The organism is Ruegeria sp. CDSA089, assembly GCF_059612205.1.
Map to the genome: position 1 here is coordinate 94,704 of NZ_JBXWQD010000004.1, position 12,772 is coordinate 107,475.

Sequence of the window (12,772 nt, forward strand, 5' to 3'; positions counted from 1 at the left end):
CGTCACCCCCCGAAATGCAGCACGCAGATCAGCGTGAACAGGCGGCGGGCGGTGTCGGTGTCAATTTCGGCCTTGCCTTCCAGCCTCTCTTGCAGGACCCGGCTGCCTTCGTTGTGAATGCCCCGCCGCGCCATATCGATGGTTTCGATCTGACTGGGTGGCAGCGATTTCACCGCGTCGAAATAGCTTTCGCATATCTGGAAATAGTCTTTTACCACCTGCTTGAACGGGCCCAGCGACAGGTGGAATTCGGCGGCTTTTTCCTCGGTCTCGGTGGCGATATCGAAAACCAGCCGTTTGTCCCGGATGGACAGTTGCAGATGATAGGGGCCGTCAGGCACCACGCGATCGTCGCGCGCGGGCAGCGCAAAGGAGTTCTCCTCCAGCAGATCATAGATCGCGACCTTGCGCTCCTGCTCGATCTCGGGTGTCGGCGGGGGCAGGTTTCGGTCATCCAGTTCTATGTGCGAAATGCGGGTCATGCGTACGTGGTCCATTCAGGTCGGGTCAGACTTATCGCAAGAAAATTGAATGAGCAACGCGGCCCTGTGGCTTTTGTCACAGCGGATACAGGGACGGGTCAATCGCATGTTTGCGCAACAAGGTGTCGACCAAAGATCCGGAATTGATCTCTCGGTCCTTGAATATCTTTCGAAACCACGACCCAAAGAAATGGATGGACATTTTGCTTTGCCAATCCAGAAATTCCAGCTTGGACATATCAGGCTCGTTCCACAGACCGCGATGCCGGAGTGGAACGGCGTAAAGCTCGACTCTCGGCAAGCTCATGTCATGCTCCGGCGTCCCATAAAGGCTGTGAAAAAACAGCGGCGGCCCAAGCGTTGACAAAGGCAGGCTCCAGTAGGTGGATTGCCCGTAAATGTCCCGATAGGCGTGCTTTCTGTCATCCGACCACCAGAACGGCACGAGGTCGCTGTCGAAAGCGAAATCGCACATCTTCTTCAAAGCCGGGCTGTCGCTGGGCAGAGCCACAACCCCGTTCATCATCCGCTGCCGTGCCAGATTGGCTTTGGGAAACAAATACCCCTCACGGGTCTCGAACGGCCGAACAGCATAGGCATCCGCGTCCACCCAGATATAGTCGCTCTGCTGAATCAGTTTCAGGCGAAACAGATCGGCGTGGACTGCGACCGAGCGCATGATCGGGTCGCGGTAGATCTCGGGCGTGTCAAAGATCTCCCGCGCGTCACGGGCCTCGATATAGTCCGGGATATCCTCAAGATCGCCGTAGTGGTAGACGATGGGCGTCTGGTCCACATCCGCGAAGGACTTGAGACACAGGTGCTCGAGAAAGCTGAACCGCTTGCCGATCCACAAGGTTGCCACGCGTTCCAAACTGCCCTCCACCTGATATCTGTTGGTTCGCGCCTTTAGTCGTTCAGACGATCCAGCCGGGCCGTGACGGACAGGCCATGAGCTTCAAGGCTTTCAGACCGCGCCAGTTGCGCCGCAGCAGGACCGATGGCGCGCAGCGCGGCGGGGGTCATCTGGGACAGCGTGGTGCGTTTGAGGAAATCCATCACGCTCAGCCCCGAAGAAAACCGCGCCGAGCGCGCGGTGGGCAGCACGTGATTGGGGCCGCCAACATAGTCGCCGATGGCCTCGGGCGTGTATTGGCCCAGAAAGATGGCGCCTGCGTGGACGGTTTTTGCGCTCAGCGCCACAGGGTCGGCAACGCAGAGTTCAAGATGCTCTGGGGCGATACGGTTCGACAGCGCGGCGGCCTCATCCAGATCGCGCGCGGTGATCACTGCGCCAAAATCGCGCCAGCTTGCGCCTGCGATGGCGCGGCGCTCGAGCGTCTCAAGGCGCTTGTCCACGGCAGCGGCAACCGACCGACCGAAAGCTGCATCATCAGTGATCAGGATCGACTGCGCACTTTCGTCATGTTCCGCCTGACTCAGCAAATCAAGCGCGATCCAATCGGGGTCGTTGTCCTTATCGGCGATCACCAGAATTTCGGAGGGGCCCGCGATCATGTCGATGCCCACCTTGCCAAACACCCGCCGCTTTGCCGCCGCGACAAAGGCGTTGCCCGGACCCGTAATCTTATCCACCGGAGCGATGCTGTCCGTGCCATAGGCAAGCGCCGCAATCGCCTGCGCACCACCCACGCGATAAATCTTATCCACCCCTGACAACTGCGCGGCCAGCAGAACCAAGGGGTTCACCACCCCATCCGGCGTGGGCACGGCAATCGCCAGACGCTCAACCCCCGCCACCTTGGCCGGAATCGCATTCATCAAGACCGACGAAGGGTACGAGGCCAACCCACCCGGCACATAAAGCCCCGCCGCCGACACGGCCGACCAACGCCAGCCCAGTGTGGCCCCAGCCTCATCCGTCCATTCGTGATCGGCGGGCATTTGCTTTTCGTGATAAGCCCTGATGCGCGCCGCAGCCAGTTCCAGCGCGGCGCGATCTTCATCCGTGACCTCAGCCACTGCCGCCGCGATCTCATCAGCCGAAAACGCCAAAGTATCAGGGGTCAGTTCCAGCCGGTCGAATTTGGCCGTCAGCTCGATCACCGCCGCGTCGCCGCGCGCGCGCACGTCCTGAATGATCTCGGCCACAACCGCATCCACGTCGGGGCTGTCTTCGCGCTTGGCCGACAACAGCGCCGCAAAGGCGGTTTCGAAATCGGTCGAGCTTGTCTCAAGGAAAACTGGCATCGTCTTGCACTCCGGGGCGTTTCATCGGGACATATCGCCCGAGGGGAAGGGCCTCAACCCTTCGTCGGTCGGGTGCAGCGATTTGCGCATCGGATATTGCAGGACGCCCTGCCATTCTTCGGCCTCACCCGCGTCCTTCCAACCGAACCGGCGATAAAATTCCCGTGCCGTCGCAGTGGCATAAACATGTGCCACTGCACACCCTTGATCTACCAGTTCACTTTCCAGCCGGATCAACAGAGCCAAGCCGACACCACGCCGCACATAGGCTGGATCGACATAGAGCAGCGACACTTCCGAACGGTTGTGCAGCCCGCCGACCCCGGCCACCTGCCCGTCAATCTCGGCCAGCCAAAGCTGGGCGCCGGATTGTATCCAGCGTCGGATCGTCTGAGGGTCCTTGTTGGCCGTCCAAGCCGCCAGCAGCGCGGGCTGCTTGTGATGGTCTGCCGCACAAAGATAGGTGATCGAGCGGATCAGAGCGCGGCTCATCTGGAACACATCGAACACGGTCGCACGGCGCAAAACCAGGCCTGTGGAAGGCCCGGAAAACGCTTGCGCTATGCCCCGTTTATTCCGGATGATGCGGCGCCTGCCCAGACGGTGCCTGATAGGGCCGCGTGACGTCCTTGAGGGACACATCCACAGCCTCGACCAGTAATCGGATCGCGCCATCCCCGGCCAGAGTCAGCACCACGCGGCCCGCCCCATCTTCGCCCGGCTCAAAATCAATCGACAAGAGGGACATCACCATATCCTTGTCGCTGCGGTCGATCCCCTGACTTGCCACCGACAGCACCGAGTCGAACACCAGCACCGACTGTACCCGCTCAAACGGGCGGTCGCGCAGGGTGGCGGCGTCTTTGTCCTCCCACCGAAAGCGGTTCAACAGCAGGCCAAAGCGGCGTTGGGATGGCCGCCAAGTCATCTCGGTTATAGGAAACACCGCGTCCTGTGTCAGGGTCGAGATCACCTGCAGGTCATCTGCATCCTCGGCACCAAGATTCAGCGGGGCCTCGCGCCCGTCATGGAAACTTGCGTCTGTCATTGGCCTTTGATCCGTTCAATCTTTGCACCCACGCCTTCCAGCTTGCGCACCACATGTTCATAGCCACGATCCAGATGATAGACCCGGCTAACCGTCGTCTCACCTTCGGCCGCCAAACCGGCCAGAATCAACGAAACCGAGGCCCGCAGATCGGTCGCCATCACAGGCGCGCCTTTCAAACGTTCGACGCCCGTTACCGTGGCCGTGCCGCCATGTACCTCGATATTGGCCCCCATTCGTACCAGTTCAGGGGCGTGCATAAAGCGATTCTCAAAGATACGCTCTTCAAGAACGGACACACCTTCGGCAGTACACATCAGCGCCATCATTTGCGCCTGTAAATCCGTGGGGAAACCAGGGAAGGGTTCCGTGACCACATCCACCGACCGAACACGCCCGTTCTTGCGCGCGACCATCAGACCATTTGCGGTTTCCGTCACGCTGACACCCGCTGCTTCCAGCTTTTCGGCAAAAGACGCAATCAGCGGCATCCGCCCGCCCAGCAACTCGACCTCACCGCCGCAGATCGCCGGGGCCAGCATATAGGTGCCCAGTTCGATCCGGTCAGTGACAACCTGATGGGTCGCGCCGTGCAAACGGTCGACGCCCTGAATTTCGATGGTCGAGCTCCCCTCGCCTGAAATCTGCGCGCCCATCTTGCGCAGGCATTCGACCAGATCAACGATCTCGGGCTCGCGCGCTGCGTTTTTCAGGACGGTAGTACCTTTGGCCAGCGTGGCCGCCATCACAATGTTCTCAGTCGCCCCGACCGAGGCAAAACGCATCTCATGCACCGCGCCTTTCAACCCACCGGGGGCCTTGGCGTGCAGATATCCGTCTTTAAGCTCGATCTCGGCGCCCAGCGCTTCAAGCCCTTCCACATGCAGATCCATCGGGCGCGCACCGATCGCACAGCCACCGGGCAGCGACACGACCGCCTGCCCGAACCGCGCCAGCAAAGGCCCCAGCACAAGGTTCGAGGCCCGCATCTTGCGCACGATGTCATAATCCGCCGTCTGACTGGTCAGATCATGGCTGGACATGGCAATCACCTGCCCGTCCTGCAACGACGACACCTCGGCCCCCAGCGATTGCAGTAGGGCGGTCATGGTCTTGATATCGCTCAGACGCGGCGCGTTGGTCAGCGTCAGCGGTTCATCGCTGAGCAGCGTTGCGGGCATCAGCGTCAAACACGCGTTTTTAGCCCCTGCAATCGGGATCTGACCGTTTAGCGGCCCGTTACCCGTTACCAGAATCGAATCCATTTGCTCTTATCCCTCGTCCTTATCGGCCTTGCCCCCAGCGACCGCCCGCGCCTTGGCCTGCGCCTTGCGCCGCGCCATGTTTGCCTTCAGCGCGGCCTTCAGCCGCTCTTCGCGCGCATCACTGGGTTTGCCTTGTTTTTTTGGTGAATTTTTTTCCGTCATGATCTTTCTCTACAGGAGGCGAAAAAAACCGTCCAGACACCCTTGCGCCGCGTTTCGTTTGAGTCTAATCACCCGCCCACAGCGCTGCTGTAGCTCAGAGGTAGAGCACTCCCTTGGTAAGGGAGAGGTCGAGAGTTCAATTCTCTCCAGCAGCACCATCCAAACCCCCAAAACACACCCAAAAAACCCTTGTAAAACAAGGGCTTTAGCTTTTTCCCTGATCCCGATTTTTCCGAAAATTCGCTTTCACCGTATTTTGTGAAGTGCGGCAAAGCGCGGTGAAGTGCGGGAAACTGCACCAAAAAAGTGTGCAAAAGTGGTGCAAATTTTGCGCGCCCAAAAGGGTGCCTAAAACAAGATATGTTCAATCTTTAGCTGTAGGAGGCATATATCACGCGCCCGGCAACGTTTGGTTTCCGTGCGCAAATCCACACTTAGCTAAAATCTACTGGGGTTTTGGCGCTGACTTCGAAGCAATCGACGTCCAAAGAAAACGGCACGCTAAAGCTAGGGTGAATGCCCAAAGCAACCGTTGCCGTAGCACTCAAACCATGCCATATGCGTGTTGGGCGATAAATCCCATCAACCATAACGAGTGACTTGACTTAAATCTTGGTCCAGTGCTGAATTGCTAGCGATATGCCAAATCAATATTTCGTTGTAAGCCCGATTCTTCATCCATGTACATTGATCAAAGCTTCGCCGATTACATTGGGCGATAAGATTTCAGTAAGAACCTTGAGGACGGAACACCTCGGCGCCATTCTGAAGAAGTCTCCGGGTCACGCACCTCTCATCAAGGCGAACTCAAAGTCTATAATTATTGACTGCCAGAACACCCCACCGGATCACAAAGCGATCCTTGACGATCTGTTAGCTAGCACTTTTGCACTAAATGCATTTTCCAGCAAAGGTTCGGTTATTCACCATAAACCCATCACTATTCGCTTCAATAAAGTTCATCTGGCCACTGAAGTGCATGACTACCTCTCAATTGCAGCCGCTGACGATCATAGTTTTGCCATTCGAAAAGGGACCAAACCCTCTGAAGTATCAGCAATCTATTCGAACGTTAGAAAAGCAATAGATAGAGACCCAACGTTCGCCATTTCTCTTCGCCGCTTCAACGCGTCGTTGGCAAAAAACTCTCCCGAAGAAAAAATTATCGATCTGGCAATATGTCTTGAATCAATGTTTGCTAGTCAGTCTGAAATCTCATTTCAGTTTTCTTTGTACAACGCCATCTTAGCTGAGGCTGATCCGAAAAAACGGCACGACACATTCAAAACCTTGAAGAAGTTCTACGCTTGGCGGAGCAAGATTGTTCATGGCAGTCACACTTTGGATCACGAATGGTTCGACGAAAATTGGAGCAAGATTGTTCGCCTGGCTAAACTGTCAGTTCTTTCCAAAACCGAGTTCATATCAGAAAACGATCCCAAGCTTTGGCGGGAGCACCTCGAGAAACTACTTCTAGGCATGGAGAAAGCAGCATGACCCCACGCAAGATCTCGCCAATAAAACTAGACGTGCTGGTAGACGACGTTTTGGGTGTAAAGGTTGCTCGCGGCTTTGCAAAGCTTTCGGAACTCGCCAAGATGTCGAGGCCCGACATTTACGACGCCAAAACAAACCCGACTGGCACTCAAAGAGATTTAAGCCCCAAACATGCACGCGATGCCTACAGTTACGTGCAAGAAGAAGATCTTGCGTTTTGGCCAGAAGTCTTTTTGTCCTTAAGGGACGACGTTCACGTGGTGTTGAGGCCGTTGACGAAGAAAAACAAACTCCACACACTTGAGATTGATATTGATGCGATCTCGCGAGCGGACAATATCCACATCTCTAGAGTGGACGGAAACCACAGACTACATTTTGCAGATGGTAAGACCGAAGGTTATCCAGCGATTGAGAAGGTCGTATCCTTTTGCTTGGCTCTGAAGATGACCCAAGATGAAGAGATTAAACTCTTCAGGGACATCAACGACAACCAAAGAAGGATGAACACCAGCCATCTAGACAACATCAAACTTCGGTTGTCTTCGGCCACAGAATTGGCTCGCAGAGACCCTATGCTCTATATTGCCAACAAGCTTCGCGATGACTCTGACAGCCCATTCTTTGGTGTGGTCTACGATGGAGGCAAGTCAGACGTTACGCGCTTCTTACCCCTGCGAAGCCTGAAGACAGGGCTGGAGTACATGTTTTCGCGACCGACCAAACTGACAGCCCTAGACGATCGCGATGTTCAAGCAGCTGTTGTCAAAAACTACTTTTCCGCCCTCAAGAAGTGGCAACCAGAAGCATTCAAAAAACCAAAAGAATACCTCCTCTTACGCGGTGCGGGTTTTTGGGGTGCTTGTTTCCTTGGAGCTGAAGTAATCGACCGAGCGTTGGGTGATGGCAAATACAAACCTGACGATATGGTTAGGATTCTGAAATCCGGACCGGATTGGGACTGGGGCAAAAGCGGACCGTTTCAGGGCTTAAGTGGCAGAAGCGGTGCTGTTCGTATCCGCGACTCTATTGTCGCCGAGCTGGAAGACAACGAAGGTGTTTCACTTCGATCGGTAATGAAACGCATCGCAGATGAGTTATAAAAGCTGCATTCTAGGAGCAGCTCCTTCTCCAGAATGCCACTAGGTTTTCTATCGTCTGTTGCGTGCCTATTAGCGAAAAGCCAGCATCGGTATTTCTGGCGTGGAAAGTTGCTATACCGAGTGAATTCTCGGCAGGACTTTGTTTGCAGAGCATATCTGAAAGACCTGCCAGTTGACTGCCAAATCCCTTAATTTATTGTTTTTAAATGTAAAAATTTAGACTTAGATCCTTCATTTTTTGGCGCTTAAACAGTTCAAAAAACGTGTGCAAAAGTTGTGCAGCGCCACGAAAAACGCCCATTAAGTAATTGATTTTTATTAATAAAAATAACTCAAAACTTCCTTTGGTAAGGGAGAGGTCGAGAGTTCAATTCTCTCCAGCAGCACCATTCCCAAATTACTGATTTTCAATACTCGTCTCGCTGCTGCGGCGCCGCTAGCCAATTGCCCTCGGCACCAACAGTGTTGACTCGGCCCAACGCGGCATGGGACCCTTCGCCATTGTGTTCATAAGCTTCCCATTTCAGGTGGCATTTCTCTGTAACCTTGTTTGCAGGTTCGGGAGTTAAAGAGTGACTGATATTCGTTCCGACAATAGCAACGCGGCCCCAACGCAATCATTGGCAGGGCGCTTGGGCTGGATTGATGCGGTAAAAGGCCTGACGATCATTTTCGTGGTTCTACACCATTCTATCGCCGGGTTCCGGTTCGACCCGACCTTCCCCGAATGGGTCAGAACCTTCAACTACAGCCTCGATCCCGTGCGCATGCCCCTGTTCTTTCTGGTAGCCGGGCTGTTTGCCAAAAAGGCTATCGACGGCCCCGCAGACAAGTTCATCCGCGGCAAGGTGATCTATTTCCTCTATTTCTACCTTCTGTGGTCCATGATCATCTTCACCTTTCGGTTTGGACTGAACGCTATTACCAATTCGACCACCTATTGGTGGGAAATCCTGATAATCCCCTGGGACCCGCTGCCGACGATCTGGTTTCTCTACGCCCTCATGCTGTCTTTCGTAATATTGCGCCTGCTGCGCGGCGTTCCCCCGGTCTATATTGTCGGGTTTGCGGCCATCATACAGGCGCAGTTCCTGCTGAATGTCTGGCCCGAAGGCGTGGTCGTCATCGCCGATAAACTGGCCAAGCTGTTCGTCTATTTCGCGATCGGAGTATATGCGTCTGAATGGATCAGATCTTCGGCGGTCAAGGCGCGCGCGCTACCGGTGATCGCATTGTGGATCGGGTTCCTCGGGCTCAGCATCGCTGCGCTGTCGGGAGGATTCGAGAAACTTCCTCTGGTCTACTTTTCCCTATCGGCCCTGTCCGCCTCGGCAATCATTGGAACGGTAGTTCTGGCCTCGAACGCGGGTAAGGCCAAGTGGTTGGTTACAATCGGAAGTTTCAGCCTGTATATCTACCTCACCCATTTCCTTCCCGTGGCAGGGACGCGCATCATTCTATCCAAAATTTTGGGTATTACCGAGCCGCTGGTGGTGATCCCGCTTTCGGTTCTGGGGGCGCTAGTGTTCGGAATCGTCTTCTGTAAAGTGCTGACAGGATCAAGACTCCAATGGCTGATCAAAGTGCCCGATCGAGTGTTGAACCGCACGCTTTCTCTGCCGTTCGGAACCGCAACCCGGACCTGAAGAACCAGTCTAGTTCAGGCGCCCGGATGCGGCCAAAGCACCGGCCAGAGCGCTCTCGATCTCTTTGGGAAAGTCACGGCCTTTCTTATGCAATCCTGCCGCGACCCAGCCCACCATATGGCCTCGTGCACCAATGCCATTTGCGCGCACTTCGGTCGGGCAGGTCTGTTCCTTCTGAACCAGGGTCATCGCTTTTTCGACCTCGTGATCGGACAAAACCATTTTGACAGCGCTGATGATATCCATCGACATCTGAAGAGTCTGATGTTCCATCCTGTGCGCCGCGCCCGACAAAAGCCGGGTACAAAAGGCCGATAGGAAATACCAACGAAAGATCGAAAACACCCGATCCTGGAACTCGGTCGGGTGCTCTTGGGCGACCCTCGCTGTCTGTGCAATCCGTTCGAAAGCTGCCTCAGCCGCCTGAGAGGCTCGGCAAATCTGTGCCTCGCGCGACGTCACAGACGCAGCGATAAAAGCAGACGGGACAGCGGTACCAGCGGTTCCTAAGTTCATAATCGTCCTCCAGCTCTAACTCCTGCTGAAGACATGGGTACATCCAAAAACATTCGATTGTGATTTTTCGCCAAAAATTCCCTAAAGTGTTAAATGACTGTCTTCACGAAAATGTCACAGAAAGGCATTTAACGCAAACATTAGCTGCATCAGACGTCGGTCAATTCCCACCAAGTAGATTTCATGTCGCACAACAAATTAAGGCAAATCTGCAATTTGTTTCCAAATTGGCTCTTAGAATGGACATGTTCTGACAATAGTTCTGCCCATTTCGCCGGATACTGATAATCAATCCCGCAATTCAGTTGACCAGTTTTGTTGTAACGAGGGGGTACGAGCGGGAATAGGGGGTGAGCGCCCGCCAAGCCCGACTCGCCCAAGGGCAGGCCAGCTCCCCCCGCATGCAGATCTTTCACCAGTTTCAGAAACCGCCTGAAAAGCTGCACCACAGAGGTCGCTGCTTTGCCAGATCGCCTGTCAACAACAGGCACATCCGCCTGTTTCGTTCCACTTTTTCACGGCCTTGAGTGAGGTCGTGACATGAAAAACGCCGCCCCAATTTGGGGCGGCGCGTCTTACCTTGAGCAATGGAGGCTTATTCAGCCGCCTGCGCCACCTCGCTCTTGTCGCGCAGACCGTCGCGGAACAATGCCTTGGCCAGCGCCACCATCATCAGCCCCATCACCATGGTGAAGGGCAACGCGCCGATGATCATTGCGTTGCGCAGCGCATCCAGCGGGTTGTTGTCACCAGCCGCCAGGATCAGCGTACCGATCACAGCCGTCAGGATCAGACCCCAGATGATACGGTGCTTAATGCCAGTCTCTTGGCTGCCGCCCGACATGATCGTGTTCATAACCAGAATACCCGAGTCCGCAGAGGTCACCAGGAAGGTCATGATCAGGATCACGCACATCACGTTCAGCATCGACAGCAGACCGCCGTCAATCATGTAGGACAGGGTCACGAACAGCTTGTTGGTATTCGACGCACCGATGATCGCGCCTTCCGCTGCACCAGCCAATTCCAGATCAATCGCGGTACCACCCAGAACGGTCATCCATGCAAAGCAAACCAGCGCCGGTGCGAACACACAGCCCAGGATGAACTCACGCACCGAGCGACCCTTGGAGATGCGCGCCAGGAACAGGCCCACGAAGGGCGAGAAGGCGATCCACCAAGCCCAGTAGAACGTGGTCCAGCCGGCTTGCCAGCCGAACTGACGGCCCTGCTCGCCTGCAGCATAGGCTGCGGCCAGCGTCGCTTCATCCAGCTCAGCCGCTGCGCCTTCCAGACCGCTCTTGAAGCCGTCAAAGCTGCCCCAAGCATTCGTCGCACCACCCATCAGCGCATCCGCATGGGCCTGCGCCTCGGCCGGCAAGGCCGCTGCAAAAGCTTCAGCTGAAAGCGGGCCATAGGCACCAAAGCTCAGCGATACGAAGTGCAGGATATAGTCGACCATTGCCGTACCATAGGTGGTCATCGCGAAGACAAACGAGCCAAACACAACGAACGTACCCAGCAGGATGATCGACAGAACAAGGTTCAGGTTCGACAGATATTTAACGCCCCGGCCGACACCCGACACCGCCGAGATGATCGACAGCCCCATGATGACAGCCAGACCCGAGATCAGACCCACTTTCGATGGTGTCGGAACCTCGCCGCCCAAGTCCATAATCCATTCCATACCGGTAATTGCGTACAGCCCATCGATGAATTGGCTTACGCCAAACCCGATCGTCACCGACACACCCAAGATGGTCGCGACCACGCCCAGCACGTCAACCACGTGACCCAAGAAGCCGTTCATCAGCTTGCCGAACAGCGGCGTCAGCGCCGCGCGGATGGTCAATGGCATGTTGCGTGTATACGCGTAGTAGGCCAACGATAGGCCGGTCACCACATAGATTGCCCAGGCGTGGAAACCATAATGCAGATAGGTGTAGCGATAAGCCGACTGCACAGCATCTGGCACGTTACCCGGGACGTCGCCCGCAACCACAACGGGGTTCGAACCCCACAGGCCCAGAGGCTCGGCTGTGGCGAACACCATCAGACCCACACCCAGACCGGCGCCAAACATCATCGAGAACCACGAGAAATTCGAGAACTCGGGCTTTTCGCCTGGCTGACCCATTACGCGCTTGCCCGTCGAAGGAAGAATCGCAACGACCGCCAGGAAGAAGAAAAACAAGCCAACGATGATGATGTAGAAGCTGTTGAACACTTCCAAGATTTGAGAGTTCCAGCTGCCCAGAGTGCTGTTGGCATTGGCCGGGAACACCAAAGCCCACAGCACCAGCGCAACCATGATGCCTTTACTGATTAGCGCAATCGGTACGCTGTTGTTTTCATAAAAACCGCTATCCGCCGTTTTTATGTCCAAGTCCGTAAACGGGTCCTTTATCGACATCTACTTCCTCCGTGTTGTCGTTCGTTTTTGGGGAAAGCTGCCGCGACCGGCGCGCTTCACCCAGAGATTTCGCAATTATGTGATAAATGAACTTTCCAGATCGGACGTGCCGCACGCTTTCCACCAGTCGCCACCTGTTGATCCGACAATTCGATTTGCGTTGTGTGGAACACGCCGCAGATCGCTATTGACCTGTGGTTTAATCTGGCAATCGGGGGTGAGGCTATGCCAATCCATCAATTTCCCTTTCGGCCATTTTCCGAATGTCAGCATTCGCTGTTGTTTTTTCGCCCGCCTGTCTGAGCCCCGTTGAAGAACACTCGAAACCGCGTGCATGACCCAATAAATTTGGTGAATGCGACTATAGCGTGCCCCGTGCGGGACATTAGACAGAACCGACATTTTTGTCGTTTTTGGCGACATCCA

General features: G+C 55.3%; 12 protein-coding genes and 1 tRNA gene. 4 read left to right on the forward strand and 9 right to left on the reverse strand.

Features of this window, described 5'->3' with window-relative positions; all coding sequences use genetic code 11:
* Positions 1–2: 2 nt before the first annotated feature.
* The 7 genes from AC2FJ6_RS11385 to AC2FJ6_RS11415 form a co-directional block, all read right to left on the reverse strand.
* Positions 3–482, reverse strand: coding sequence for a UPF0262 family protein (locus tag AC2FJ6_RS11385; RefSeq protein ID WP_170773997.1), 480 nt, complete (start codon positions 480–482; stop codon positions 3–5).
* Between the two features lie 76 nt (positions 483–558).
* Positions 559–1,356: a hypothetical protein gene (locus tag AC2FJ6_RS11390; protein ID WP_170773995.1), complete on the reverse strand. Its 798-nt coding sequence runs from the start codon at positions 1,354–1,356 to the stop codon at positions 559–561.
* Positions 1,357–1,391: 35 nt separating this feature from the next.
* On the reverse strand, positions 1,392–2,693 hold the full coding sequence (gene hisD / locus AC2FJ6_RS11395; RefSeq protein WP_170773993.1) for a histidinol dehydrogenase: 1,302 nt from the start codon (positions 2,691–2,693) through the stop codon (positions 1,392–1,394).
* Between the two features lie 21 nt (positions 2,694–2,714).
* Positions 2,715–3,185 (reverse strand): GNAT family N-acetyltransferase, encoded by a 471-nt coding sequence (locus AC2FJ6_RS11400; RefSeq protein ID WP_237217487.1) that lies wholly within the window; start codon positions 3,183–3,185, stop codon positions 2,715–2,717.
* Between the two features lie 79 nt (positions 3,186–3,264).
* The gene (locus tag AC2FJ6_RS11405; RefSeq protein ID WP_170773990.1) at positions 3,265–3,741 is read right to left on the reverse strand and encodes a DUF2948 family protein; all 477 of its coding nucleotides are present in this window, start codon (positions 3,739–3,741) and stop codon (positions 3,265–3,267) included.
* On the reverse strand, positions 3,738–5,006 hold the full coding sequence (gene murA / locus AC2FJ6_RS11410) for a UDP-N-acetylglucosamine 1-carboxyvinyltransferase (RefSeq protein WP_170773987.1): 1,269 nt from the start codon (positions 5,004–5,006) through the stop codon (positions 3,738–3,740). Before murA ends, AC2FJ6_RS11405 begins: the two co-directional genes overlap by 4 nt.
* A gap of 6 nt (positions 5,007–5,012) precedes the next feature.
* Positions 5,013–5,168, reverse strand: a complete 156-nt coding sequence (locus AC2FJ6_RS11415; protein WP_170773985.1) for a hypothetical protein — start codon at positions 5,166–5,168, stop codon at positions 5,013–5,015.
* Positions 5,169–5,251: 83 nt separating this feature from the next.
* Between AC2FJ6_RS11415 and AC2FJ6_RS11420 the strand changes: the two genes are divergently transcribed.
* The 4 genes from AC2FJ6_RS11420 (at position 5,252) to AC2FJ6_RS11435 (ending at position 9,414) form a co-directional block, all read left to right on the forward strand.
* Positions 5,252–5,326: transfer RNA gene (locus tag AC2FJ6_RS11420), tRNA-Thr, on the forward strand.
* A 481-nt stretch (positions 5,327–5,807) separates the two neighbouring features.
* Entirely contained in the window at positions 5,808–6,665 is an 858-nt protein-coding gene (locus AC2FJ6_RS11425; RefSeq protein ID WP_496669078.1) for a hypothetical protein, read from the forward strand.
* Positions 6,662–7,768 carry a DGQHR domain-containing protein gene (locus AC2FJ6_RS11430; RefSeq protein ID WP_496669080.1) on the forward strand — a complete coding sequence of 369 codons (1,107 nt, stop codon included), beginning with the start codon at positions 6,662–6,664 and terminating at the stop codon, positions 7,766–7,768. The genes AC2FJ6_RS11425 and AC2FJ6_RS11430 overlap by 4 nt, the downstream gene beginning before the upstream one ends.
* A 572-nt stretch (positions 7,769–8,340) precedes the next feature.
* Entirely contained in the window at positions 8,341–9,414 is a 1,074-nt protein-coding gene (locus tag AC2FJ6_RS11435) for an acyltransferase family protein (protein WP_170773984.1), read from the forward strand.
* A 9-nt stretch (positions 9,415–9,423) separates the two neighbouring features.
* On the opposite strand, the gene AC2FJ6_RS11440 is transcribed toward AC2FJ6_RS11435, so the two are convergent.
* Together AC2FJ6_RS11440 and AC2FJ6_RS11445 are read right to left on the reverse strand one after the other, a co-directional pair.
* Positions 9,424–9,930, reverse strand: a complete 507-nt coding sequence (locus AC2FJ6_RS11440; RefSeq protein WP_170773982.1) for a hypothetical protein — start codon at positions 9,928–9,930, stop codon at positions 9,424–9,426.
* A gap of 595 nt (positions 9,931–10,525) precedes the next feature.
* Positions 10,526–12,346, reverse strand: coding sequence for a BCCT family transporter (locus AC2FJ6_RS11445; protein ID WP_170773980.1), 1,821 nt, complete (start codon positions 12,344–12,346; stop codon positions 10,526–10,528).
* Positions 12,347–12,772 lie beyond the last annotated feature (426 nt).